Annotated in this window: 26 protein-coding genes; 16 read left to right on the forward strand and 10 right to left on the reverse strand. The window is 69.2% G+C overall.

Annotation, left to right across the window (positions count from 1 at the left end; translation table 11 throughout):
* The first annotated feature begins 1 nt into the window (after position 1).
* Positions 2-289: a hypothetical protein gene (locus tag ABEA07_RS20525; RefSeq protein ID WP_345540153.1), complete on the forward strand. Its 288-nt coding sequence runs from the start codon at positions 2-4 to the stop codon at positions 287-289.
* Between the two features lie 25 nt (positions 290-314).
* Here the strand turns inward: ABEA07_RS20525 and ABEA07_RS20530 are convergent, their stop codons facing one another.
* Positions 315-689 carry a helicase SNF2 gene (locus tag ABEA07_RS20530; RefSeq protein WP_345540154.1) on the reverse strand — a complete coding sequence of 125 codons (375 nt, stop codon included), beginning with the start codon at positions 687-689 and terminating at the stop codon, positions 315-317.
* A 96-nt stretch (positions 690-785) separates the two neighbouring features.
* The gene (locus ABEA07_RS20535; protein WP_345540155.1) at positions 786-1,808 is read right to left on the reverse strand and encodes a LysR family transcriptional regulator; all 1,023 of its coding nucleotides are present in this window, start codon (positions 1,806-1,808) and stop codon (positions 786-788) included.
* Positions 1,809-1,882: 74 nt separating this feature from the next.
* On the opposite strand from ABEA07_RS20535, the gene ABEA07_RS20540 reads away from it, so the two are divergent.
* Genes ABEA07_RS20540 through ABEA07_RS20570 form a run of 7 tightly spaced genes read left to right on the forward strand, consistent with a single transcriptional unit; the run spans position 1,883 to position 8,136 of the window.
* The gene (locus tag ABEA07_RS20540; RefSeq protein WP_345540157.1) at positions 1,883-2,452 is read left to right on the forward strand and encodes a GAF domain-containing protein; all 570 of its coding nucleotides are present in this window, start codon (positions 1,883-1,885) and stop codon (positions 2,450-2,452) included.
* Positions 2,453-2,454: 2 nt separating this feature from the next.
* Complete coding sequence (locus ABEA07_RS20545; RefSeq protein WP_345540158.1) at positions 2,455-4,059, forward strand: FAD-dependent monooxygenase; 1,605 nt, start codon at positions 2,455-2,457, stop codon at positions 4,057-4,059.
* Positions 4,060-4,063: 4 nt separating this feature from the next.
* Positions 4,064-4,471 (forward strand): VOC family protein, encoded by a 408-nt coding sequence (locus ABEA07_RS20550; protein WP_345540159.1) that lies wholly within the window; start codon positions 4,064-4,066, stop codon positions 4,469-4,471.
* Positions 4,468-5,259, forward strand: coding sequence for an alpha/beta fold hydrolase (locus tag ABEA07_RS20555; RefSeq protein WP_345540161.1), 792 nt, complete (start codon positions 4,468-4,470; stop codon positions 5,257-5,259). The genes ABEA07_RS20550 and ABEA07_RS20555 overlap by 4 nt, the downstream gene beginning before the upstream one ends.
* Complete coding sequence (locus ABEA07_RS20560) at positions 5,256-6,101, forward strand: ABC transporter ATP-binding protein (protein ID WP_345540163.1); 846 nt, start codon at positions 5,256-5,258, stop codon at positions 6,099-6,101. Before ABEA07_RS20555 ends, ABEA07_RS20560 begins: the two co-directional genes overlap by 4 nt.
* A gap of 13 nt (positions 6,102-6,114) precedes the next feature.
* Positions 6,115-7,008: an ABC transporter permease gene (locus ABEA07_RS20565; protein WP_345540165.1), complete on the forward strand. Its 894-nt coding sequence runs from the start codon at positions 6,115-6,117 to the stop codon at positions 7,006-7,008.
* 24 nt (positions 7,009-7,032) lie between these two features.
* Positions 7,033-8,136, forward strand: a complete 1,104-nt coding sequence (locus ABEA07_RS20570; protein WP_345540166.1) for an ABC transporter substrate-binding protein — start codon at positions 7,033-7,035, stop codon at positions 8,134-8,136.
* A 162-nt stretch (positions 8,137-8,298) separates the two neighbouring features.
* On the opposite strand, the gene ABEA07_RS20575 is transcribed toward ABEA07_RS20570, so the two are convergent.
* Positions 8,299-8,772, reverse strand: a complete 474-nt coding sequence (locus ABEA07_RS20575) for a hypothetical protein (protein WP_345540168.1) — start codon at positions 8,770-8,772, stop codon at positions 8,299-8,301.
* 175 nt (positions 8,773-8,947) lie between these two features.
* On the opposite strand from ABEA07_RS20575, the gene ABEA07_RS20580 reads away from it, so the two are divergent.
* Positions 8,948-9,553, forward strand: a complete 606-nt coding sequence (locus tag ABEA07_RS20580; protein ID WP_345540169.1) for a glutathione S-transferase family protein — start codon at positions 8,948-8,950, stop codon at positions 9,551-9,553.
* 6 nt (positions 9,554-9,559) lie between these two features.
* Here the strand turns inward: ABEA07_RS20580 and wrbA are convergent, their stop codons facing one another.
* From wrbA to ABEA07_RS20595, 3 genes are all read right to left on the reverse strand, one after another.
* Positions 9,560-10,198 (reverse strand): NAD(P)H:quinone oxidoreductase, encoded by a 639-nt coding sequence (gene wrbA / locus ABEA07_RS20585; protein WP_345540171.1) that lies wholly within the window; start codon positions 10,196-10,198, stop codon positions 9,560-9,562.
* Positions 10,195-11,145 carry a ring-cleaving dioxygenase gene (locus ABEA07_RS20590; RefSeq protein ID WP_345540172.1) on the reverse strand — a complete coding sequence of 317 codons (951 nt, stop codon included), beginning with the start codon at positions 11,143-11,145 and terminating at the stop codon, positions 10,195-10,197. Before ABEA07_RS20590 ends, wrbA begins: the two co-directional genes overlap by 4 nt.
* Before the next feature lie 71 nt (positions 11,146-11,216).
* Positions 11,217-11,894 carry a nitroreductase gene (locus ABEA07_RS20595; RefSeq protein WP_345540173.1) on the reverse strand — a complete coding sequence of 226 codons (678 nt, stop codon included), beginning with the start codon at positions 11,892-11,894 and terminating at the stop codon, positions 11,217-11,219.
* 233 nt (positions 11,895-12,127) lie between these two features.
* On the opposite strand from ABEA07_RS20595, the gene ABEA07_RS20600 reads away from it, so the two are divergent.
* From ABEA07_RS20600 to ABEA07_RS20620, 5 genes are all read left to right on the forward strand, one after another.
* Positions 12,128-13,039 (forward strand): LysR substrate-binding domain-containing protein, encoded by a 912-nt coding sequence (locus ABEA07_RS20600; RefSeq protein ID WP_345540531.1) that lies wholly within the window; start codon positions 12,128-12,130, stop codon positions 13,037-13,039.
* Between the two features lie 130 nt (positions 13,040-13,169).
* Positions 13,170-14,282: an iron-containing alcohol dehydrogenase gene (locus ABEA07_RS20605; protein WP_345540175.1), complete on the forward strand. Its 1,113-nt coding sequence runs from the start codon at positions 13,170-13,172 to the stop codon at positions 14,280-14,282.
* Positions 14,279-15,679 (forward strand): amidase, encoded by a 1,401-nt coding sequence (locus ABEA07_RS20610; protein ID WP_345540176.1) that lies wholly within the window; start codon positions 14,279-14,281, stop codon positions 15,677-15,679. Before ABEA07_RS20605 ends, ABEA07_RS20610 begins: the two co-directional genes overlap by 4 nt.
* Entirely contained in the window at positions 15,676-16,722 is a 1,047-nt protein-coding gene (locus tag ABEA07_RS20615; RefSeq protein ID WP_345540178.1) for a glutathione S-transferase family protein, read from the forward strand. The genes ABEA07_RS20610 and ABEA07_RS20615 overlap by 4 nt, the downstream gene beginning before the upstream one ends.
* A 34-nt stretch (positions 16,723-16,756) precedes the next feature.
* Positions 16,757-17,677, forward strand: coding sequence for a tryptophan 2,3-dioxygenase (locus ABEA07_RS20620; RefSeq protein ID WP_345540179.1), 921 nt, complete (start codon positions 16,757-16,759; stop codon positions 17,675-17,677).
* Here ABEA07_RS20620 and ABEA07_RS20625 read toward each other — a convergent pair.
* Both ABEA07_RS20625 and ABEA07_RS20630 read right to left on the reverse strand, forming a co-directional pair.
* Positions 17,586-17,987, reverse strand: coding sequence for a LysR substrate-binding domain-containing protein (locus ABEA07_RS20625; RefSeq protein WP_345540180.1), 402 nt, complete (start codon positions 17,985-17,987; stop codon positions 17,586-17,588). The two genes, ABEA07_RS20620 and ABEA07_RS20625, sit on opposite strands and share 92 nt — an antisense overlap.
* A 100-nt stretch (positions 17,988-18,087) precedes the next feature.
* Positions 18,088-19,131: a LacI family DNA-binding transcriptional regulator gene (locus tag ABEA07_RS20630; RefSeq protein ID WP_345540182.1), complete on the reverse strand. Its 1,044-nt coding sequence runs from the start codon at positions 19,129-19,131 to the stop codon at positions 18,088-18,090.
* A gap of 207 nt (positions 19,132-19,338) precedes the next feature.
* Between ABEA07_RS20630 and ABEA07_RS20635 the strand changes: the two genes are divergently transcribed.
* Both ABEA07_RS20635 and ABEA07_RS20640 read left to right on the forward strand, forming a co-directional pair.
* On the forward strand, positions 19,339-20,343 hold the full coding sequence (locus tag ABEA07_RS20635; RefSeq protein ID WP_345540183.1) for a Bug family tripartite tricarboxylate transporter substrate binding protein: 1,005 nt from the start codon (positions 19,339-19,341) through the stop codon (positions 20,341-20,343).
* 235 nt (positions 20,344-20,578) lie between these two features.
* Positions 20,579-22,303 carry an N-acyl-D-amino-acid deacylase family protein gene (locus ABEA07_RS20640; RefSeq protein ID WP_345540185.1) on the forward strand — a complete coding sequence of 575 codons (1,725 nt, stop codon included), beginning with the start codon at positions 20,579-20,581 and terminating at the stop codon, positions 22,301-22,303.
* 43 nt (positions 22,304-22,346) lie between these two features.
* On the opposite strand, the gene ABEA07_RS20645 is transcribed toward ABEA07_RS20640, so the two are convergent.
* Together ABEA07_RS20645 and ABEA07_RS20650 are read right to left on the reverse strand one after the other, a co-directional pair.
* Complete coding sequence (locus tag ABEA07_RS20645; RefSeq protein ID WP_345540186.1) at positions 22,347-24,077, reverse strand: cation acetate symporter; 1,731 nt, start codon at positions 24,075-24,077, stop codon at positions 22,347-22,349.
* Positions 24,074-24,382: a DUF485 domain-containing protein gene (locus ABEA07_RS20650; RefSeq protein WP_345540187.1), complete on the reverse strand. Its 309-nt coding sequence runs from the start codon at positions 24,380-24,382 to the stop codon at positions 24,074-24,076. The genes ABEA07_RS20645 and ABEA07_RS20650 overlap by 4 nt, the downstream gene beginning before the upstream one ends.
* Positions 24,383-24,441 lie beyond the last annotated feature (59 nt).

The following is a 24,441-nucleotide window of genomic DNA, read 5'->3' on the forward strand; positions in this document are numbered from 1 at the left end:
CATGTCCGTATCTGCCATCTCCTCCTTCATCCACCAGTTCACCAGCACACGGGGCCTTGATCCCGCCAGCGAGGACGAGCAAGGGGTATGGACATTGCAGGTGGACGAAGACGTGCTGCTGAGCATGCGCGCCGGCCCGGACGAGGAGCAGATCACCGTCTTCTCCAGCCCAGGATATGTCGTCGGCAGGCCCTGCGGCGCTGAGGACTTCTTGCCCCTGCTCGGGCCAACACAAGATGCCCCGCAAGAGCGGAGCATTTCGCTTGTGGTCCCGGCAGACTGCAAATAGCCAGGTTTCCGGCAGAGGCCGCCGATCAGATCGGCAGGCGATCGCCACGCGCGGCCGCCCTGGCCTGGATGCGCACGTTCGAGCGGTCGATACGCGAATCGACCCGGGTCACGCCCTGGCCGTAGCCTTCGGCATAGGGGTTCGCGCTGTGCGCCGCCGCCACGCCTTGCGAGCGAACGGCTGCACGATCCACCGAGTTCGCGACGCTGACCACGCCTTGTCCGGCGGCATCGCCGAACTGGTCGCCGCTGCGTGCGGCGATGGCGCCTTCGGCACGCACTTCCGCACGGCTCTGGATCGAGTGGACCTTGGCGACGCCGTCATAGGTTTCTGCATTCACGCCCGCGGCAGCGAGGATGGCGAGAGCGAAACCGGAGAGAAGCTTGGAGGTGGTGTTCATTTTGCGTTTCCTTCAGTGAGGTTGATCGGTGAGTGCGTGAGATGAAGTGTGCGCCGGCAGAGGGCGTTGCGGATGTGCGTTTTCGCACTCCGGCGTTCATCTCGCGGAAACAATCCGGCCGCGCCGCGACGCCTCCGCCAACCGCTCCTCCCCCGCCTTGCGCTGCATGCCCTGCGCGGTTTGCACGACCACGGCCCGCAGGGACATGACCATCGGGTGCCCCTCCAGCTCCTTCAACGTGAAGAAGCTCACCGGCGGCAGGTTCCAGCTCAGGCGGTAGGGCAGCGCGGCCCAGTGCCCGGCCCGTTCCATCTCGGCCACCACGTCGCGCGCGAAGATGGTGATGGCGTTCGGCTCCGAGCGCAGCACCGTCTCCATGCTGCGGATCGAGGTCGTCTCCAGCATCGGGGTCGGCGGCTGCACGCCGGCACCGACGAAGACCGCGTTGTAGGTGCGGCGCATGGGCGTGTTGGGCGGCGGCAGGATCCAGTCGAGCTGCGCCAGGCGCGCCCAGTCCAGCGGCCCGCGCGAGAGGCGCCTGACGCTCTTGGCGGAAACGACCAGGCAGGGCTCCTGCTGGTAGATCGCCTCCTGCACCAGGCCCGTCGCATCGCCGTCGTAGGAACGTCCGATCGCGCAGTCGAGCTCTCGCGCCAACAGGGCGGCGACCAGCTCGTCGGTCGTGCCCTCGCGCGTCAGCACGGCCATGCGGGGGCGGCGGTCCAGCAGGTGGGCCAGCGCAGCCGACAGCAACTGTTGCGGCACCTGCTGCGTCAGCCCCACGCGCAGGCGCCCGCCGCGGCCCGCCTCCAGCGAGGTCAGCACGCGCGTGGTGGCCTCCAGTTCGGCGAGCCAGCGGCGCGCGTAGTGCAGCACCGCATCGCCCGCCGGCGTGGGCAGCAGGCCGCGGGGCGTGCGCTCGAAGAGAGTGCTGCCGAAGATGTCCTCCACCTCGCGCAGGGCCTTGGTGATGGCCGGCTGGCTCAAGCGCATTTCGGCGGCCACGCGGCCCAGCGTGCGGTGCCGGTCGATGGCCTGCACCAGCGAGAGCTGGCGCAGCTTGAGGCGGGTGAGCAGCGCGTGCTGCAGATCGGCGGCCGGGTCGCGTGCAGTCACCACGGTCATAACTCCTGGGTTATCGGGTCATCAAAATTTAACGCGTCGTGGTGAATCGCGCTGCCTAGACTTTCCCCATGCAAGAAGCCACCGCACCGGATTTCGCGCCGCTCATGGCCACGCTGCTGGACGCGCTCGCCGAGACGCGCAGCACGGAGGAAGCGCTGCACGAGGTGGACCGCCATCGGCGGCTGATCGTGCCCGACAGCATCTTCAGCATCCAGCAGAACGTGACGACCGCGAACGACCCGGAGGGGGAGATTCTTCTGCGCCGCTTCTATTCGTCCGAGGCGGCGCGCTACCCGGTCAACGGCATCAAGCGCAAGACGCCGGGCCCCTGGACCGCGTGCCTGTTCCTGCACGGCCGCGTCTTCGTCGGCGAGGGCGAGGAGGCGCTCGAGCGCCATTTCGACGACCACGCGCAGATGCGCCGGCAGGGGCTGCGCCGCGTGCTCAACGTGCCGATGCTGCAGGGCCCCCTGTGCTTCGCCACCTTCAACGTCTTCGGCACCCGCGCGCACTGGCTGCCGCAGGAAATCCTCGCCATCCGCTGGCTCGCGCTGGCCGCGGCGCGCTGGGTGCCCGTCCAACCCGGGCTGGCCTATCGCCTCGCCGGTGCGGACCGCGCCACTTCCATGGAGGCCTGAACATGCAAAGCAAAGTCCCGGTCGTGATCGTCGGCGGCGGCCCGGTGGGCCTGTCGATGGCGATCCTGCTGCAGCGCTTCGGCATCGACTTCGTGCTGCTCGAACGCAGCACGAGCACCACCGACCACCCGAAGGCGCGCGGCACCTACACGCGCACGATGGAGATCTTCCGCCAATGGGGGATCGACCAGCGCATGAAGCGCCATGCCCTGCCCGACGGCTCCGACTTCTTCGCCTTCTGCGAATCGATGACCGGCCACGAGTGGGGCCGCACCACGCCTGAGCCGAACCTGGGCCACTCGCCCTGCTGGAAGATCATCCAGTCGCAGGACACGGTGGAGATGGAGCTGCTGGACCATGCCCGCCGGAGCGAGGTCGGCCGCCTCCTCTTCGGCCACGAGTTCCTGCAGTACGACGAAGGGCCCGGCGGCATCGCGGTGACCGGCCGGCAGGTGGACAGCGGCGAAGCCATCACCTGGCACGCCCAGTACCTGATCGCCGCCGACGGCGCCACCAGCACGGTGCGCCGGCAGGCCGACATCGAGATGCGCGGGCCCGCCACCCTGGCCGTGATGGCCAACGAGTACTGGCAGGCCGACCTCTCGCACGTGCGCGATGCCGCCCTGTGCGCCGGTTGGCGCGTGTACGCGAAGGATTCGCCCTACCCCATCACCACGGTGCTCAACACCAACGGCAAGGACAAGTGGCTGAGCCTGCTCCCGGTGGGCCGCGAGGTGGACGAGCGCATCGGCGAGCGCACCGACGACGAGGTGGTGCGCCTGGCCCGCACGGTCGCGGGCGTGCCCGAGCTGGACGTGAAGGTGATCAACCGCTCCGTCTGGCGCATGAGCCGACAGGTGGCGGCCACCTTCCGCAAGGGGCGCGTGTTGCTGGTGGGCGACTCGGCGCACCGCTTCCCGCCCAACGGCGGCTACGGCATGAACTCCGGCATCCAGGACGCGCACAACCTGGCCTGGAAGCTGGCCTTCGTGCTCACCGGCCGCGCCGGCGCGCGCCTGCTCGACAGCTACGACCGCGAGCGTCGCCCGGTCGCCGAATCGAACGCCGACTTCAGCCTGCACAACGCGACCCGCTTCATCCAGTGCGACGAGGCGCTGCGCTCGGGCAACCGCGAGCGCATCGACTTCTGGATCCGTGACAGCGACAACCACATCCACAGCATCGGCCAGTCGCTGGGCTTCTGCTATGAAGACGGCGCGGTGATTCCCGACGGCACGGGCCGGCACATCCTGCGGCCGCGCTGGTACGAACCCACCGACCGGCCCGGCGCGCGCTTTCCGCACATCTGGCTGGACCTGGCGCGCCGCCACACCACGCTGGACTGGTTCGACCGCGAGTTCGTGCTGGTGGCGGGACCGAAGGCCGACGGCTGGATGGAGGCCGCACGCGCCGTCTCGGGCCGCCACGGTCGCGTGGTGCAGGCGCGCCAGCTGGAGGACTCGCACGAGAAGGACGGCCTGCTGCTCGGCCTGCGCGGCGCGGTGCTGGTGCGGCCGGACGGGCACGTGGCCTTCCGCATGCCGTGGACGCCGGCCGATCCGGCGGCCGAGCTGTCCGCGGTTCTTTCCACGTTGCTGGACGACTGATGCCATGCCCGTCGCCGCACTTCACCACTTCACGATTCGCTGCACGCCGCAGGAGCTGCCGCCGCTGGTCGACTTCTACACGCGCGTGCTGCGCCTCACCGTCGGTGCGCGCCCGCAGATCCCGGCGCCCGGCGCCTGGCTCTATGCCGAGGGCCAGCCCATCGTTCATCTCTATGCGCACCTCGACACGCCGGAGGCGGCGGTGCAGCCGGCCACGGGCCACGTCGACCATATCGCCTTCCGCTCACGCGGGCTGAAGGAGATGCGCGCGCACCTCCAGGCGCAGGGCGTGCCCTTCGCCGAGGCGCCGATTCCCGGTTGGGACATCCACCAGCTTTTTCTGAGCGACCCGCGCGGCCTGAAGATCGAGATGACGTTCTGGATGAACGAGGAAGAGGGAGGCATGCCATGACCGACTACGTCGAGGCCAACGGCCTGCGTATCGCTTTCGAGCGCGCAGGCCAGGGCCCGGCCCTCGTGCTGATGCACGGGGCGGAGGCCTCGCGCCAGATGTTCGCCGCGCTGGTGCCGCAGCTCGCCAGGCACTTCACCGTGATCGCCTACGACCAGCGCGACTGCGGCGAAACCGAGGGGCCGGAACGGCCTTCCACGCTGGCGGACCTGGCCAACGATGCGCACCTGCTGATCCGGGCGCTGGGCTTCAAGCGGGCGCACGTGTTCGGCTCCTCCTTCGGAGGCCGGGTCGCGCAAGCCCTGGCACTGCTGCATCCGCGGGTGATCGATCACCTGGTCCTGAGCAGCACCTGGCCGCTGCCGCGGCCCTACGAGGAGCTGTGCCCCGACGCGCGCTGCCTGGCCGCGCTGCGCGAGGGGCTGCCGGGGACGGCGGAGGAACTGGCCACCTGGTTCTTTCCCGAAGCGTTCCTGCAACAGCGGCCGGAGCTGCGGCGCGTGTTCGCCAACGCGCGACCGGCATCGGCCCGCGGGGCGCGCCGCGCCGCGACTGTGACGACCACGCTGGACAAGGGGGTGGCCGGCATCGTGGCACCGACCCTGGTGCTGGCCGGCGAGCTGGACCGCGTGGTGCCGCCCACGGTCACCCTGGCGATGGCGGGGCGCATCCGCGGCGCGGATGCGGTGCTGCTGCCCGCCATCGGCCACGCGACGGCGATGCAGGCGCCGGAGGTGCTGGCGCATCACATCGTCCGCTTTCTGAATCCTGCTGGAGGCAAGGCATGAACACGACACTCGCGGACCGGACGAGCGCCCGGCACGCCCACGCGAACACGCCTCCCGACGAGAAGGGAGCAAGGAGCGACTACATCCGCATCGAGGGGCTGTCCAAGACCTTCGGCGGCGGGCAGGACGGCGTGCTGGCACTCAGCGGCATCGACTGCAGCATCGCGCAGGGCAGCTTCGTCACCATCGTCGGGCCCAGCGGCTGCGGCAAGAGCACGCTGCTGCGCATCCTGGCCGGGCTGCTCGGCTACGAGACGGGCCGCGTGCTGCTCGACGGCCAGCCGATCCACGGCACGCGGCGCGACGTGGGCGTGGTGTTCCAGAGTTCGATCCTGCTGCCCTGGCGCACGATCCTCGACAACGTGATGCTGCCCGCCGAGGTCATCGGGCTGGACATGAAGAAGGCGCGCGAGCGCGCCATGCAACTGCTGCACATGGTCCGCCTCGACGGCTTCGAGCACAAGCTGCCGCGCCAGCTCAGCGGCGGCATGCAGCAGCGCGCCTCGATCGCGCGGGCCCTGCTGCACGACCCCAAGATCCTGCTGATGGACGAGCCCTTCGGCGCACTCGACGCGATGACGCGCGAACGCATGAACCTGGAGCTGCAGCGCATCTGGATGGAGAGCGGCAAGACCGTGGTGCTGATCACGCACTCCATCCCCGAGGCCGTGTTCCTGGGCGACCAGGTGTTCGTGATGACGCCCCGCCCGGGCACGCTGGAGCGCGTGCTGCCCATCGCGCTGCCGCGGCCGCGCACGATGGAGATGATGTCGCAGCCGGTCTTCGCCTCCGCCACCGCAGCGATCCGCGAGCGCTTCTCGCATGCCGCTTCGTTCGACTGAAAGGACCGCTGACATGACGACCGCCATGCTCAATACCGGCAACCGCGACACCACCGCGCCGCAGGACGACCACGCCCCGGTCACGAAGACACCGCGCAGGCGCCACGCCAACCCGCTGGCCTCCACCCGCGTGCAGTCCATCCTGCTGCTGGTCACGCTGCTCGGTTCATGGGAAGCCGCCGTGCGCCTCTTCAAGGTGCCCAGGCACCTGGTGCCGCCGGTCAGCGACATCGGCATCGCGCTCTGGCGCGGCCTGGCGACGGGGCCGATGGCGAAGGACGGCTTCTGGTACCACGGCGGCGTCACGCTGACGGAGATCGTGCTGGGCTTCGGCATCGGCAGCGCCATCGGCCTGGCCATCGGCATCGTGGTCTCGCAGATGCCGAAGCTGGAGGCGCTGCTCGAACCCTACGTCGCCGCGCTGCAAAGCGTGCCCAAGGTGGCGGTGGCGCCGATCATCGTGGTGTGGCTGGGATTCGGCATCGGCTCGAAGGTGATGATCATCTGCCTGCTCACCTTCTTCCCGGTGCTGGTGACCAGCATCGCCGGCTTCAAGGCGGTGGACCCGGACCGCATCGACCTGTTGCGCTCGCTCTCGGCCACGCCCTGGCAGATCTTCCGCAAGGCCAAGTTCCCGAGCGCCCTGCCCTACATCTTCGCCGGCCTGAACATGGCTGCCGCCTTCAGCGTGGTGGGCGCGGTGGTGGGCGAGTTCGTGGGCGCGCAGGCGGGGCTGGGCGTGCTGATCCTGCAGATGGAGGCGCAGGCCGACACCGGCGGCAGCTTCGCGGTGTGCGTGGTGCTGTCGGTCATCGGCATCCTGCTGACGGGCCTGCTGCGCCGCATACAGCGGCGGGTGCTGCACTGGATGCCGGCCGACAGCTCGCAGCGCACGGTGAACGTCTGAATCTCTTTCAACCAGGAGTGGACCATGTGGACTCGACGTGATTTCGGCCTGGGCCTCGGCGCCCTCGGCCTCGGCGGCGCCCTGCCGGCCCTGGCGCAGAAGCTGCGCGTGATGAAGGTGGCCAACACCGCGGCGGTGAACGACCCGCAGCAGTGCTTCGTCACCGCCGGGCAGCACCCCAGGCTCAACTTCTACAAGCCCGACGGCGTGGACGTGGAGTACGTCAACATGTCCAGCATGACCCAGGCCCTGCAGAGCCTGCGTGCGGGCCATGCGGACTTCGGGCCCGCCGTGCCGGGCATCCTGCTGCCGGCCATGGCCAAGGACCCGGCGCTGGACTTGGTGAGTGTCTACAAGTGGCTGCCGCGCAATGCCAACGTGATCGTGGTGAAGCCAGGCAGTGCCATCAAGTCCGCGGCAGACCTCGCGGGCAAGCGCATCGGCGTGCGCAGCCAGGGCGACAGCGGCATCGTGGTCACCAAGACCATGCTCGCCGAGCTGGGCCTGAAGGACGACAGGTGCGAGTACATCGCCATCGGCGACGGCGCGCCGGCCGGGGCAGCCATCGACAACGACCGCGTCGATGCCATGGTGACCTTCGACACCGCGGCGGCCCGCATCGAGCTGGTGGGCACGGCCCTGCGCTACGTGCCGATCACGCCGAAGTTCGCGCAGGTCGGCTCGGGCTGGATCTGCGTGCCGCGCAAGCTGCTGAAGGAGGAGCGCAAGGCCCTGGTGGCGTTGTTCCGCGGCATCGCCAAGTCCACTCTTTTCTCCCACGCCAACCTCGACGCCGGCATCGACCTGCACTGGGCCGTGTACCCCGAGAGCCGGCCCAAGGGCCGCAGCGAGGCGGAGGCGCGCAAGGAGCTGGCCTTCATCCTGAAGGACCGCCGCAACAGCTGGATGCGCCGGCCCGACGACCCGGACCAGCGCATCGGCGCCTCCTCGCTGGCCGAGTGGAAGGCGAACATCGACATGACGGCCGAGAGCACGAAGAACCCGAAGCTGGCCGACGAACTCGGGGACCCGAACCGCCTGTTCAGCAACGAGCTGATCGACGAGATCAACGCCTTCGACAAGCAGGCGGTGGTGGAGATGGCGAAGGGCTTCAGGCTGCAGGGCTGACTCCATGGCAACGCCTCAGCATGCCCCGCGGCGGCAGCTTCAGAGGACCGATCAGCATCGTGCTCCGCCGAGTGCTGACGCGCTGGACCCGGTAGAGGATGGTCGGCGACGGAAGCTGGTGCTCCGGTGCGTCTTCGAGGTCTTGCAACGTCATGGCGGGGATCAAAAGCCTTCTGATCCCGCCAGTTCGAGCACGCGCTCGGACCGGCCTTGCTCGATGGCCGCCCGCGGTGTCGTACCTCCAAGCGCGCCATGAGGCGTTTCCAGAAATGAGAGCAGTGCCCAGCCCTCGGTCGTGCCCAAGGCCTCGGCGAGCTTCGGCACCAGCGGCCAGAAGTCCGGTTCGAACTGCCAGCTCGGGACTCTGAAACCACGGACCGCTTGCGAGAGGCCAATGCAGCGCCCCTTCGCAATCCACGCATTGATGGTGACTCGGCTGGTGCCGGCAAGGGCCGCGGCTTCGTCCGTCGAGAGCATGTCGTCCGCCGCGAGGCGGGCGCTGCGCGCGGACCAACTGCTCTTGAGCAAGTCCCTGGTTTCTGCAGCACTGGCGAAGTCGGCATCTCGCTGTTGTTTCGCTTTCGGCGTTCGAACAGCGCGGGGCGTGGAGGCGGGATGCTTGGCGGCGGGTGTCATGGGAATACACGAGAAACCGGAAGCGGGTTCACGTCTGGAAGTTTCGTTAACTTCGATTATATGGATAACCTCGTTACCAGCATCCATTCACCCTGCCGCGCGATGCGCCTTGCCAGCATCGCGGCGGATACGGGATCATGCGTATCCCGCACCTCGCCCTTCTCAAGCCTCGTTCATGCTGCGCCTCTACGACAGCCGCTTCTCCGGCAACTGCTGGAAGATCCGCATCCTGCTCAGCCAGCTCGGCATTCCCTTCGAGCGCGTGACGCTCGATCTCACCCAGGGCGAGGCTGGGACGCCGGCGTTCCGGCAGAAGAGCCGCTTCGCGCGCGTGCCGGTGCTCGAGTTCGAAGACGGCCGCACGCTGGTGGAATCGGGGGCCATCCTGCTGCACCTGGCCGAGGGCACGCACCTGGTGCCCGAGGACCCTTTCCTGCGTGCCGAGATGATGGGATGGCTGTTCTTCGAGCAGGCGGATCTGCAAAAGCCCATCGCGACGCCGCGCGTCTACCACCTGCGCGGCATGGCGGCCGAGAAGGCGGGGGACATCGCGCGCTTTCACCAGGACGGCCACGCCGCGCTCGACAAGCTCGAGCAATGGCTCGCCCCGCGCACCTGGCTGGTGGGCGAGCGCTACACGCTCGCCGACCTCGCCGCCTCCTGCTATGTGTCGCTGGCCGGCCAAGGCGGCTACGACATGGCCCGCTACCCGGCCATCCGGGCCTGGACGCAGAGGGTGAGCGAGCAGCCGGGCTGGGTGCCGCTGCTCACCGACGCATAGCGCGCCTCACGCCGCGGCCGCCTCAGGCAGTCCGCCCCGCAGCGCCCGGGCCACGGTCGCGACCCGCCGTCCCTGGAAGCGCGCCACGTCCAGGTGGTCCGCATCCGGCTCGAGGGTGTCGAGCTTCGAGACATGCGTCGCACCGTAGGGCGTGCCGGCCTTGAACATCGCGGGATCGGCATAGCCCAGCGGCACGATGATCAGGCCCAGGTGCGCCATCGGCGTGTACATCGACAGCAAGGTCGATTCGTTGCCGCCGTGCAGCGAGGAGGTCGCGCCGAAGACCGAGCCCACCTTGCCGTTGAGCTTGCCCTGGAACCACAGCCCGCCAAGCCCGTCGATGTAGGCCTTGAGCTCCGAGGAGATGGCGCCGAAGCGCGTGGGCGTGCCCAGCACGATGGCGTCGGCCCAGTCGGCATCCGCCTCGGTCGGCGCCTCGTAGCGCGCGTTCATCTGTTCCGCGCGTTCGGTCCAGCCCGGCACCTGCGCCATGGCCGCGGGGCTGATGACTTCGCGTGCGCGGCGCAGCCGCACCTCGGCGCCCTCGCCGGTCGCACCCTCGGCGATCGCGCGGGCCAGCCGTTCGGTCGAGCTGTTGCGCGAGTAGAACGCAACGAGGACTTTGGGTTTGAAGTTCGTGTTCATACCGAGATGGGCTCCAGGCGGCCGAGCAGTTCGTCCTTGCGTTCCCTGAGCCACGGAGGCAGCTGGAACTCCTCTCCGAAGTGGCCAGGCTCCTCGTCGATGGCAAACCCGATGTCGGTGGTGGCGGCCTCGAACATCACGCCGCCCGGCATCTTGAAGTACATCGAGCGGAAGTAGTTGCGGTTGACCGACTCGGAGGTGTCGATGTAGCCCAGGGCGAAGAGCTTGTCCTTGATCTGCATCTGCTGCGCTTCGTTGTCGACCGCGAAGGCGACGTGGTGCACGGTGCCCTCGCCGTAGATCGAGGAGCCTTGCAGCCGGTCCGGCTCGTGCTGGAACTCGACGATGGTGCCGGGCGTGCCGTCGGCGGTCTCGAAGCGGTGGTACGGGCCCGATTCGCCCACGTAGCGGAAGCCGATCGCCTCCTGCATGAAGAGGATCGATTCCGCCACTTCGCGCAGCGAGAGCGTGATGCTGTGCACGCCGCGGATGGCGAACGCCTCGGGGATGTCCTCGGCCACGCAGGGCATGCGCGCATCACGGTCGGAGGCCACCAGGTCGAACTCGATGCCGCAGGGGTGATGGAAGCGCTGGCGCTGCTCGCCGAAGCGCTCCACGACCTCGTGGTCGAAGGCGACGCCGTGGGCCTCGAAGCGCGCACGCCAGAAGTCCAGCGAGCCCTGGGGCACCGAGTAGTTGATGACGCGGATCTGGCCGGAGCCGGGCCGCGCCTTCACGCCCTTCTGCCGGAACGGAAAGGAAGTGACCAGGGTGCCGGCATCGCCCTTCGGGTTGCCGTAGTAGAGGTGGTAGATCGGGTCCTCGCCGTCCAGCAGCACGGTCTTCTTGACCAGGCTCTGGCCGAGCAGCTTGACGTAGAAATCGACATCCTCCTGCGCGCCGCGGACGCCGGCGGTCAGGTGATGGAAGCCTTTGATGATCGACACGGGAACTCCTTGTTCAATGTAGGGATGGATGGGCGAAGGGGTGGGGTGCAACGCGGGATGGGGGATGCACGTCAGGCATTGACGAAGGTCGTGAAGTCCTCGACCTCCAGCTTGTGCAGCGCCATTCGGTTCTCCGGCATGCTGTTGTCGGCGTAGCCCAGCGACATGCCCGCGACGACCATCTCGCCTTCGGGGATGCCCAGCTCGGCGCGCAGCACCGGGTACTGCAGCGACCAGATCTGCTGCGGGCAGGTGTCGAGGTCGCGCGCCTTGGCGGCCAGCATGATGTTCTGCAGGAAGCAGCCGTAGCAGATGAAGCTGGCCCACTCCAGGCGCCGGTCCATCGTGAAGATGATCCCGACCGGCGCGTCGAAGAAGAGGAACTGCCGCTCCACGTCGCGCCGGCGGCCCGCCTTGTCGCTGCGGTGCACGCCCTGCGCATCGCCGAGCTGGCCGCGGAAGGTGTTGAAGCGGGTCGAAAAGGGATCGGGCAGGGTCTGCGGGAAGAAGGGGTACTCGGGCATGAGCGTCTCGGGCTCGGCGCGGTAGGCCGCCACGGCCGCGCTCGTCACGCGCCGGCGCGCCTCTCCCGTGACCACGTAGCAGCGCCAGGGCTGCGTGTTGCTCGAACTGGGGGCGTACTTGGCGACGGCGAGGATGTCCCTCACGGTCTCGATGGGCACGGGGCGGTCGAGAAAGCCGCGCTTCGTGCGGCGCTCGCAGATCAATTCATCGATGAGCGAATTCATGGTGTGGGTCTCCATCCATTGGGTGGTGCGGGGTCGGCTCGGGGTGGTGGTCTCGCAGTGGACCGGACGAGGAAATCGTAGGAAGGCCCCACGTGCTTGAGAAGCCGGCGCGGCTTGCACGCAGAGTTCCCGATTTCTGGACGATGGCGGCACGCGCGTTCGCGTGGGTTCGCGCGTATGCTCGGCGCGATCCTCTCCACAGGCCCCCGCAGAGGGCCATGCACAGGCCCACGATGCTCGACCTCAAGGACGTCTACTACTTCGTGCAGGTCGTCGACCGCGGCGGCTTCACCTCGGCCGGCCAGGCCCTGCGCCTGCCCAAGTCGACCCTGAGCCACCGCGTGCAGGAGCTCGAAGCTTCGCTCGGCGTGCGCCTGCTCAACCGCACCTCGCGGCAGTTCGGCACGACCGACATCGGCAAGGAGTTCTACCAGTACGCGGTCGCCATGCTGCACAGCGCCGACATCGCCGAGGAGGCGATCCGCCAGCGCCTGGCGGAGCCGAGCGGCGTGATCCGCATCACGACCGCGGTGGAGATCGCGCAGTTCGCGCTGCGCGACTTGCTGCCGGTCTTCCTCGCCCGCCACCCCAAGGTGCAGATCGTCGAGATCGCGACCGACCGCTACGTCGACATCGTCGGCGAGGGCTTCGACCTCGCGATCCGCGGCCACACCACGCCGCTGCAGAACTCGACGCTGGTGCAGCGGGCGATCTCGAACGCACCGTGGTTCCTGTTCGCCAGCCCGTCCTACCTGGCGAAGGCGAAGGAGCCGCAGCATCCGGAAGAGTTGTTGCACCACGCGAGCATCTCGATGGTGCGCAACGGCCCGGTGCAATGGCAGCTCAAGGACGCGGCCGGCAAGGAGTTCGTGGTGGCGATGGCGCCGCGCTTCCAGAGCAACAACATGGTGTCGCTCAAGGAAGCGGCCTGCGCCGGCCTGGGCATCGCGGCGCTGCCGGGCTACATCTGCCGCAGCGAACTGGCGTCGGGTTCGCTGCGGCAGATCCTGCCCGGCTGGATCGCCGCCGATGCGCGCATCTCGGCACTCATCCCTTACCGCACCGGACTGCTGCCGGCGGTGCGGTCGCTGGTGGACTTCCTGGCCACGGAGATTCCGAAGCTCACGGACTTCGGCGGGCAGTGAGCACACAAAAGCCGCGCGCCGGCATCGTTCAGAAACCTGGACGCTGAGTCCCGGCGCAGGCAGCCTCAGACAGGCGGCATCGGACTTATCGTCGCGGTCCTCCGAACTCCATCGGATCAGGACCATCACCATGAACCATCTGAACTGCCTGCCGCAGGATGCGGTGCTGTGGGGCGAGAACATCCTGGCGGGTGCGCTCCCGCAGCTGGCGCAACAGGGCATCGATCGGCCGATGCTCTTCAGCGTCGCCCCGCTCGAAGCGCTCGCACGCCAGCATGTCGAGCCCCACCTCGCCGCCATCGCCGGCCGCGTTCTGGACCTGCCCGCGCACGTGCCCGACGTGGCGGTGAACGCGGCGCTCGAAGCCTGCCTGCGCGCGGACGCCCGCGCCATCGTGGGACTGGGCGGCGGCTCGGTGCTCGACGCGGCCAAGGCGGTGTCCCACCTGCACCACCAGCGCACCGGCCGCCACCTGCCGATCGTGGCGCTGCCGACCACGCTCTCGGGCTCGGAGTTCTCGCACTACTTCGGCATCACCGAGACCACCGGCGCGCAGAAGTTCAAGCGCAGCTACGCGGTGCGCGAGACCACGCCGAAGCGGGTGCTGATCGATCCGGTGCTGGTGCGCGACACGCCGCGCGCGCTGCTGCTGTCTTCGGCCATCAAGGGCATCGATCACGCGGTGGAGGGCATGCGCAAGGTGACGCCCAGCCACCCCCACGCGATCATGGCGGCCAGCGGCGTCGAGCGCTTTTTCCGCGTGCTGCAGAAGTGGCCGGCGAAGGTGGAGACACGCCAGGCGCTCGAGGCGGGCCTGGTGAGCGACGCCGACCTGCTGCAACTGCAGCTCGGCGCCTGGCAGTGCTACTTCTCGCCGGCCTCGGTGATCTATGGGCTGAGCCATCGCATCGGCCACATCCTGGGCGGGAGCTTCGGCCTGCCGCACAGCGCGACATCCTGCATCACGCTGGCACCGGTCATCCGGGCCTGCGCGGCCTTCTACGGCGACAAGCTGGAGGCGCTGTCGCCGGGCGGCGCCGGTGCGGCCGAGCGGCTGGCCGACCGTATCGAGGGCGTGGTGCAGGCCCTCGGCCTGCCGAGCCGCGTGGGCGACTTCGACCTGGACCGCGCGAAACTGCCCGAGGTCTCCGCACTGCTCACGCACAACTATCCGGAGGAAGTGGCCGACCTCGGCGCCGACGCGTCCGCACGCCTCGACGCCCTCCTGGAGCGCCTGTGGTGAACCCTCCGCCGCGCCGCGCCGCATCGCTGCGTCAATCGCTCGAAGCCCTGACCGGTGGCCGGGTCAGCGCGAGCGAACTCGTGCAGGAAACGCTGTACCGCGCCGAGGACACCCAGCGCAGGCTGCGTGCCTTCGCGGCCATCCCGCACGCGCAAGCGAGCGCGGCTGCGGCCGAGAGCGATCGCCGCTATGCCGCAGGCCGCCCGCGCCCGCTCGAAGGGCTGCCCATCGGCGTGAAGGACTTGATCGACACACGCGGCATCGAGACGCGCTACGGCTCGCCGGCCTTCGTCGGCCACATTCCCGACGCCGACGCCGCCGTCGTGCGCCGGCTCGTGGAACAGGGCGCGATCGTCGTCGGCAAGACGACCACGCATGAATTCGCCTGGGGCGTCACGACGGCGAGCGAGGCCTTCGGCGACACCCTGCATCCGTCGGACCCGCAGCGCAGTCCCGGCGGTTCGAGCGGCGGCGCGGCGGTGGCCATCGCCGACGGCGTGGTCGCCGCCGGCCTCGGCACGGACACCGGCGGTTCGGTGCGCATACCCGCGGCACTGTGCGGCGTCACCGGCTTCAAGCCGAGCTACGGCGCGCTGCCCACGCAGGGCATCTTTCCGCTGGCGGCGAGCCTCGATCATCCCGGCCTGCTCGGCGCGGGCGTCGACGACGTCGCGCTGCTGGCCGAAGCACTCGGCATCGGCACGTCGGCGTGCGGCGAGCGCATGAACGGCGAGCTGCGCGTGGGCGTGATCTGCGGCATCGCACCGGTGCGGCCCGCCACCGAGATCGCCAGCGCCTTCGCGGTGGCGGCGGACCGCCTCGCCTCGGTCTTCCGCATGGAGGAGCTGGCGGAGCCGAAGGCCGCCGAGGTCTTCGACGGCGCCTTCGATGCCTTCGCGCGCATCGTCCTGGCGGAAGGCGCACTGGTCCATTTCAGCCGTCACGACCCGGACTGGATCGCTTCGCACTACGGCGCGGAGACGATCGGCCGGCTGGAACGCGCGAAGGCACTGCGCATGGACGACTACGCGCAGGCGCAGCAGGTGCGGCGCGCGTTCGCCACCGGCCTCGGGCGCCTGATGGCCGGGCATCGCTTCATCGTGCTGCCCACCACGCCCTGCACCGCGCCGCGCATCGGCGAAGAGGACATGGCCATCGGCGACTGGTCCGGCAGCATGCGCGAAGCCTTGATGCGCTACACCGCCCCGTTCAACCTCGCGGGCTGCCCTTCGATCTCGATCCCGCTGCGCCGCAGTGCCGGCGCGTTGCCGGCCGGCCTCCAGGTGGTCGGCCGGCCCGGCGACGACGCGGCACTGCTGCACGTCGCGCGGCAGATGGAGCAGCACCTGCATGCCACCCCATCCCCAAGCCCACCCGTTCACAGAGGAATGCAATGACCACCCATGCCCCCCTGACGAAGATGGCCGCCGATGCCCGCGCGGCCATGCAGGACCCCAGCCGCAGCGCGATCGTCGGCGACCGGGACGCGCCGCGCTTCGAGCTGTTCCACGCCGCGAGCTCGCTGTGCTCGCAGAAGGTGCGCACCGTACTGGCAGAGAAGCGCCTGCCCTACCGCTCCAACGACATGCTGATCCTCAGTTCGATGGGGCCGGCGGGCGTGATCCCGGCCGAGCACTACAGCCCCGCCTACGTGCGCCTGCGGATGATCGCGGGCCGCGCCACGGGCCGTGACTACGTGAGCGGCTACAGCGGACGGACTTCGGTGGAGACCGAAGGCTTCGACCCCTGCGTGGTGCCCCTGCTGGTGGACCACGAGGCCGGCCTCGTGCTCGCCGATTCGCGCCAGATCTGCGCCTACCTCGACGCCGTCTCGCGCCAGCCGCTGCAACTGGTGCCCGACGAGCCGGCGGCGCGGGCCGAGGTGATGCGCCAGGTCGGCATCGTCGACAGGATTCCGAACGGCGCGCTGCTGTATGGCTTCCATCCCGATGCCGACCTGCGGCCCGGCGAGCTCAAGCGGGTGATGGCGAGCGTCTACGAGCACAAGATCATGTCGCTCGAACAATTGATCGCAGCCAACGCGGACGCGCCGGACCTGGTGGAGGCCTATCGCGCCAAGATCGCGAAGGAGAGCGGCGGCCGGCGCGTGCGCCATGACGCGGCCTTCCAGCGGGCCGCACGCGAGGAGGTCGGCGGCTTGCTCCAGGAACTCGAGCGCGACCTGGCGGCAAAAGCCTTCTCCTGCCTGCACGGCCATCCCTTCTCGCTGGCCGATGTGCTCTGGGGCGTCAACCTGGTTCGCCTCAACTACCTCGGCTTGTCTTCGATGTGGCGCGGGCTGGCGCTGGTCGGGCGCTACTTCGAGACGCTGGTGCAGCGCCCCTCGCTGTGCCGGGAAGCGATCCAGGCCTCGGTGAACTCGATGCCCCCTTCGAAGTACATGGCCGGCATCAGCGAATGCGCGGCCGCGGCGGCGTGACGACCATGACCATCCCCACCACGAGGAGACCACGATGAGCGAGACGATCCACACCCACGAGCACACGTCATCCGGCAAGACGCCCTACAGCCAATGGCTGCAGACGGATGTGCTCCACACCTTGCAGCGCCCGGTCAGCGACCATCCCGGCGAGCATGCCTGGATCGTGCACGCCCAGGTGTCCGAGCTGTACTGGATGCTCATCATCAAGGAGATCCAGACAGCCCAGGCCTGCCTGCGCGCGAACGACCTGCTGCAGGCGCAGCGCACCCTGCTGCGCGTCGTTGCCCACCATGCGCCGCTGGACGCGATCTGGCGCTCGCTCGCGTGGATGACGCCGAACGACCTGCTGGCCATGCTCTCGCGCGTGGGGCCCACCTACGGCAAGGACACCGCCCTGCAAGGATGGACCTATCGCCACATGGTCTATCTGCTGGGCATCAAGCAGGCCGAGCACTTGCAGCACTTCGAGCCGCAGCCGCAGCGCTGGGCGCAGCTCGACAAGGCGCTGGGCGAGCCCAGCCTCTACGACGATGTGCTGGCCTACCTCGCGCGCATCGGCATGGAGGTCCCGCCTGCCGTGCTCGAACGCGATCTGCGCGCGCCCTACACCCCCAGCGGGGCCGTGGAGCAGGTCTGGCGCGGGATCTACGCCGGCCCGGACACCCACCCCGAGCTGCAGCGCCTGGGCGAGACGCTGGCCGACATCGCGGAAGGCTTCATGCAATGGAAGCACCGCCACCTGATGGCCACGCGCCGCACCTTCGGCGCGCGGCCGGCCTACTTCGGCACCGAAGGTGTCGCCTGGCTCAGGCCGACGATGGAAGAGATTCCCTTCCCCGAGCTCTGGTCGGCGCGGACCTTCATCGGCGATCCGCAGTCGTCGCCGGTCGCCGCCGTCTGCCCGCACCTGGCCAGGCAGGCAGCGGAAGGTGCCGCCACGCGGGTGGCATAGCCAGGCTCACAGGCGCGGCGCGCCGAGCGCCCAAGCCGCGGTTCAGCGGGTCCGTCGTGGCCCGCTGCGGCTGGCAGCCCGGCCTTGGCCTTTCAGCCGCTTCACCGGGCCTTCGGGCGAGCATCAGGTCATGGATCGCATCCTGCGTGGCAAGCGGGTGGTCGGCGCGGCACACCAGGTGGAAATCGTCACGGCAGAGCGCTTCGGACGCCAGGTCCGCATCCTTGTCGCCCGCGCTGGCCAGGGCGAAATCCGCCTGGCCCGAGCGCACGTGCGCCAGGCACTGCTCCGACAGCGAGTCGATCATCATCGACGACCGCGATGACGGCCCTCAGGTCACGCGCCGAGAGATTCACCGGAAGCCTGGATGGCTGGAGTGGAGGTTTCCATGATGCGGATGTGCGCGCCGCTCAGGCCGGCCCGGTGCTCGCGCGCACGATCAGCTCGACCTTCAATACCGGCAGCTCGAAGGGCTGGCCGCCGAGGCGCGCCAGCAGCAGCCGGCCCGCCGCCTCGCCGATCTCGCGAATCGGCAGGCGCACGGTGGTGAGCGGCGGATGCAGGTAGGCCGCGAAGTCGTTGTCGTTGAAGCTCGCCACCGACAGCGCCCGCGGCACCGCGACGCCGCCCTGGTCGAGCGCGGCCAGCGCGCCGGCCGCCAGGTAGTCGGTGCCGAAGACCATCGCCGTCACCGGCACGCGGCGCGCGAGGATGGTCTGCATGGCGGCGAAGCCTTCCGCGAAGCCGTACTCGGTCTCGATGAAGGCCCGCTCGTCGAGCGCCATGTCGTACCGCGCGAGCGCCCATGCCACGCCCTCGAAGCGAAGCCGGGCACGCTCGCTGTCGCGGCTGTGGCCGCCGACGAAGCCGATGCGCCTGTGACCGAGCGCGGCGAGGTGCGCCACGACCTGCGCACCGGCCGCATGCTCGTCGAAGCCCACGGCATCGCTGCCTGAACCAGGCGGCGCCCACATCTGCACGAAGGGCGTGCGGTTGGCGGCCAGCATGGCGAGCACGGCCGGCGGCTGGTCGGTGCCCAGCAGCGCCACGGCATCGACGCCCCGCTCCAGCATCGCGCGCAGGATGTCCGGCTGCTGCGCGCGCCGGCCTTCGGGCGCCGACAGCAGCAGCGTGTAGCCCTCTTCGGCCAGCGTGGACTCCAGCGCCTGGATCATCGCGGGGAAGGAAGAACTGCCGAAGCGCGGCACGACCGCGCCGATGGTCTTGGTGCGCCGCATCGCCAGGGCCCGCGCCGCGCCGTTCACCACGTAGCCCAACCGGTCGGCCGCTTCCATCACGCGGGTCCGGGTGGCCTCGCTGATCATGCCGGGCCTGGACAGTGCGCGGGAGACGGTGCCCGTGGACACGCCCGCCAGCGCGGCCACGTCGGCCAGGGAGGCCGAGCGCGCGCTCGCTGCGGCGGTGCGGAGAGATGGGCGGGATGCGGTGGGCATGGCGTGCGGTGGTGGCCGGCCATGATACGGGTTCGCAAGCGCTTGCACGAACGACTTCAGGCCGGCACCCTCCCCGACGTCGAAATCGAGGGATTTCCCCTAGGTCGCCCCGGTGGACAGCGCCGGCATGCTCGCCGTAAGCTCAATGCAAGCGCTTGCATTCAGCCCTGGCTACCAGTCCGGCAGCCCACAACCCTGAGACACCCGATGAAAAAAACCACCGCTCCTTCCCCACGTCGCCTGCTGCTGCGAGGCGCCCTCGCTGCCGGTGCCGCGCTCGCATTGCCGGCGCTGGCCCAGCCGGCCTGGCCCATCGCCGGCAAGCCGATCCGCATCGTCGTGCCCTTCCCGGCCGGCTCCGGCTCGGACACCACCGCGCGCGCGATCGCCAAGCTGATGGGGGACGAACTCGGCGGGCACCCGGTGATCGTGGACAACAAGCCCGGCGCCGGCACCTTCATCGGCGCGCAAGAAGTGGCGCGCGCTCCGGCCGACGGCCACACGCTGCTCTACACCATCGTCATCACGCACACGCAGAATCCGCACCTGTACGCGAAGCTCCCCTACGACCCGGTGCGCGACTTCACGCCGCTGGCGCAGATGGTGAAGTCGGCCACGGTGCTGATCGCGAACCCCTCCGCGCCGGTCAACAACGTGCAGGAACTGGTGGCCTATGCGCGCGCCAACCCGGGCAAGCTGAACTACGCTTCCTACTCCGCCGGTTCCACCTCGCACCTCAACGGCGAACTGCTGCAGATGCGCACCGGGACCCGCATGGTCCACGTGCCCTACAAGGGCACGGCCGATGCCTCGCGGGCGCTGATCGCCGGCGATGTGCAGCTTTACTTCGACGGCACGGCCAGCGCCGTGGCATTGATCAAGGCCGGCAAGGCCAAGGGCATCGGCGCCGCGACGCCGTCGCGCGTGTCGGTGCTGCCCGACCTGCCGACCATCTCCGAGCAGGGCGTGAAGGGCCTGGACATCGTGGGCTGGCAAGCGATCTTCGGTCCCGGCCAGATGGACCCGGCGCTCGCCAAGCAGGTGTCGTCGCTGCTGGCCAAGGTGGCGCGGATGCCGGAGATGCTCAAGCTGATCGAGACCCAGGGCAACGAGCCTTCCGGCGTGAGCGGCCCCGAGTTCGCCGCCATCGTGAAGAGCGACAGCGAGCGCTGGGGCGAAGTCATTCGAAGCGCCAACATCAAACTGGATTGACGCTCTCCCCCAGGCTCCCCCACTTCGTGTGGTCCGAGGATGTTGCTCTCCCCCAGGCTACCCCACTTCGTGTGGTCCGCCACCCCCCTCACCGGGGGCGCACCCAGCGGCCCGGCAAAGCCGGTTCCGCGGGTGCTCCCGAACGGGCCGGCTTCGCGGCCGGCGTGCTGCATGCGTCTCGGGTCTCGAGATCGCCGTTGCCGATAACCGATTTAGATAGAAGGAGACCTCTCCCATGTTCGACACCCTCATCCGCGGCGGCACCCTGGTCGACGGCAGCGGCGCGCCGCGGCGCCGGGCCGACATCGGCATCGCCGACGGCCGCATCGCCGAGATCGGCGACAAGCTGGGCCCGGCCCGGCGCACCATCGATGCGGACGGCGCCCTCGTCACCCCCGGCTGGGTCGACGTGCACACGCACTACGACGGCCAGGCCACCTGGGACCCCTACCTCAGCCCCTCCACCGACCACGGCGTGACCAGCGTGGTGATGGGCAACTGCGGCGTCGGCTTCGCACCCGTCAAGCCCGACCGGCGCGAGTGGCTGATCAGCGTCATGGAAGGCGTGGAGGACATCCCCGGCACGGTGCTGGCCGAGGGCATCCGCTGGGACTGGGAGAGCTTTCCCGAGTACCTCGACACGCTGGCGCGCATGCCGCGCGCGCTCGACGTGGGCGCGCAGATCCCCCATTCGGCACTGCGCACCTACGTGATGGGCGAACGCGGCGTCACGCACGACGAGGCGACGCAGGACGACATCCGTGCCATGGTGGAGCTCGCACGCGAAGGCCTGCGCGCCGGTGCGCTGGGCCTGTCCACCAGCCGCACGATCATCCACAAGTACGACGGCCGCAAGTACCCGCCGGGCACCTTCGCGTCGCCCGACGAGATCCTCGGGCTCGCGCGCACGCTGGGCGACGTCGGGCATGGCGTGTTCCAGATGACCTCCAACCACTACCAGATGGAGACGGAGGTGCCCTGGCTCACCCAGGTGGCGCGTGAGAACAGGCTGCCCGTGGCCTTCGCGCTGGTGCAGACCGACCAGACGCCCGACACCTGGGCGCGGCTGCTGGCCACCCTCGACGAAACGCACAAGGCGGGCATCCCCTTGTACGGCGCGGTCGCGGGCCGGCCGGCCGGCATCCTGATGGCGTGGCTGGGGTCCACCCATCCTTTCATGTCGCATCCGCTCTGGCAGCAGATCGCGCCGCTGCCCTGGCCCGAGAAGCTGGCCCGCCTGCGCGACCCGCAGGTGCGCGCGCAGCTCACCGACATGGACACGCTGATGAGCGCGGCCAAGTACGACACGCGCCTGGCCTACCTGACGCAGAGCTTCCAGAAGATGTATGCCCTCGGCAGCGAGCCCGACTACGAACCGCCGCCGGAGCGCAGCATCGCCGCGATCGCGCAGCGCGAGGGCCGCGTGCCGCTGGAGGTGGCGTACGACATGCTCATGGCCGACGAGGGCCGCGGGATCGTCTACTTCCCCAGTTTCAATTACGCCTACAACGACCTGAGCCAGTTGCACACGCAGCTGCAGCATCCGCGCACGATGATGAGCCTGGCCGATGGCGGCGCGCACTGCGGCTACATCTGCGACGTGAGCATGCCCACCTACATGCTCACGCACTGGGCGCGCGACCGCCGCCGCGGCCCGACCCTTCCGCTCCAACTGATGGTGCAGCGCCAGACCCGCGACACGGCGGCCATCTACGGCCTGCGCGACCGCGGCCTGCTCGCGCCGGGCTACCTGGCGGACATCAACATCATCGATTTCGACCGCCTCCGCCTGCCGCCGCCCTACGTGGCCTTCGACCTGCCGGCCGGCGGGCGGCGCCTCGTGCAGACGGCGGAAGGTTACGTCGCCACGCTGAAGCGCGGCATGACGATCATGGAGAACGGCCACGCGACCGGCGCGCTGCCGGGCGGGCTGATCCGCGGGCCGCAGGCGCTGGCTTAGCGCGGGCAAGCGGTGCCCGCCGCCGCGCAGCCTCCGCCGGGATTCAGTGCCCGGAGGCACCGGCCGCCCCCAGCCCCGTCTCCGAACGCACCTGCTGCGCCGCGAAGGCTTCGCGCTCCTGCGCCGCCTGCCGGCTGCGGTCGAGCAGCGAGAAAAGCCAGATGCCGACGAAGGCGATGGTCATCGAGAACAGCGCCGGCGAGGTGTAGGGGAACAGCGCCGAGCCCTTGGGATGGCCGAGCGTGGCTTCCCACACCGAGGGCGACACCACGGTCAGCGCGACCGAGGACAACAGGCCCAGGAAGCCGCCGATCACCGCACCGCGGGTGGTGCAGTCCTTCCACAGGACCGACATGAACAGCACCGGGAAGTTGGCCGACGCAGCGATGGCAAAGGCCAGCGACACCATGAAGGCGATGTTCTGCCGCTCGAACGCGATGCCCAGCAGCACCGCCACCACGCCCAGACCGATCGTCGTGATGCGCGAGACGCGCAGTTCGTCCGCGCTGTTGGCGCGCCCCTTCTTCACGAGGGTGGCGTAGATGTCGTGCGACACCGCCGAGGCGCCCGAGAGCGTCAGGCCCGCCACCACCGCCAGGATGGTGGCGAAGGCCACCGCCGAGATGAAGCCGTAGAAGACATTGCCGCCCACCGCCTTGGCCACCAGCACCGCCGCCATGTTGGCTGCGCCGCCACCGCCCTTGATGGTCCCGGTGGCGGTGTCGGCGTACTCGGGGTTGGTCAGCACCAGCGTGATCGCGCCGAAGCCAATGATGAAGATCAGCAGGTAGAAGTAGCCGATCCAGGTGGTGGCCCAGAAGACCGACTTGCGCGCCTGCTTGGCATCGGGCACGGTGAAAAAGCGCATCAGGATGTGCGGCAGCCCGGCGGTGCCGAACATCAGCGCCATGCCGAAGGAGATGGCGGAGATCGGGTCCTTCACGAAGCCGCCCGGGCCCATGATGCTCAGGCCCGCGGCCGCCGCCTCTTCCGGGGTCTTGCCGCTGGCGGCGGCGATGTGCGTTCGCACGTCCACCGACCTGGCAAACAGCGCCTCCGGGCTGAAGCCGAACTGCGCCAGCACCATGAGGGCCATGAAGGTGACGCCGGCCAGCAGCATCACTGCCTTGATGATCTGCACCCAGGTGGTGGCCGTCATGCCGCCGAAGAGCACGTACACCATCATCAGCACGCCGACGATGACCACGGCCAGGATGTAGTCCAGGCCGAACAGCAGCTTGATGAGCTGGCCCGCGCCCACCATCTGGGCGATGAGGTAGAAGGCCACCACCACCAGCGTGCCGGAGGCCGCGAAGGCGCGGATGGGCCCGGGCCGGAAGCGGTAGCCCGCCACGTCGGCAAAGGTGAACTTGCCCAGGTTGCGCAAGCGCTCGGCCATGAGGAAGGTGATCACCGGCCAGCCCACGAGAAAGCCGATCGAATAGATCAGCCCGTCGTAGCCGGTGGCCATGACCGCGGCGGAGATGCCCAGGAAGGAGGCGGCCGACATGTAGTCTCCCGCGATCGCCAGGCCGTTCTGGAAGCCCGTGATGCCGCCGCCCGCGGTGTAGAAGTCGGCGGCCGAGCGGGTTCTCGCAGCGGCCCACTTGGTGATGAAGAGCGTCGCCACCACGAAGACGGTGAACATCCCGATGGCGATCCAGTTGGTAGGCTGCTTGTCCGCCTGCCCCAGATCGCCGCCGGCGGCCAGGGCGGCGCCAGCCAGCAGAAACAGGGCCATGCCTGCGCCCGAGCGAATCGAGAGGCGGCTCATCGCTGGGACTCCTTCAGGATCTCTGCGGTCAGCCGGTCGAACTCGCCGTTGGCGCGACGGATGTAGATGGCCGTGATGACGATGGTGAAGACGATCACGCCCAGGCCGATCGGAATGCCGATGGAACTCACGCCGGTCCCGATGGGCTGGGCGAGAAAGGGCTTGTTGAAGGCGATGAGGGCGATGTAGCCGTAGTACACGGCCATCATCAGGAGGGTGAGCAGCCAGCCGAAGCTGTTTCGCTTTCGCCTCAACTCACGGTACTTGGGGTGGGACTGGATCTTCTCGACAAGCGGGTCGCGCATGGGGCCTCCTGGGTGGTCGCGGCGATTCTGGGTGCCGGACCGGACCCGCGGGTGGCCAT

Source organism: Variovorax defluvii, from assembly GCF_039541515.1.
Classification (GTDB): Bacteria; Pseudomonadota; Gammaproteobacteria; order Burkholderiales; family Burkholderiaceae_C; genus Variovorax; species Variovorax defluvii.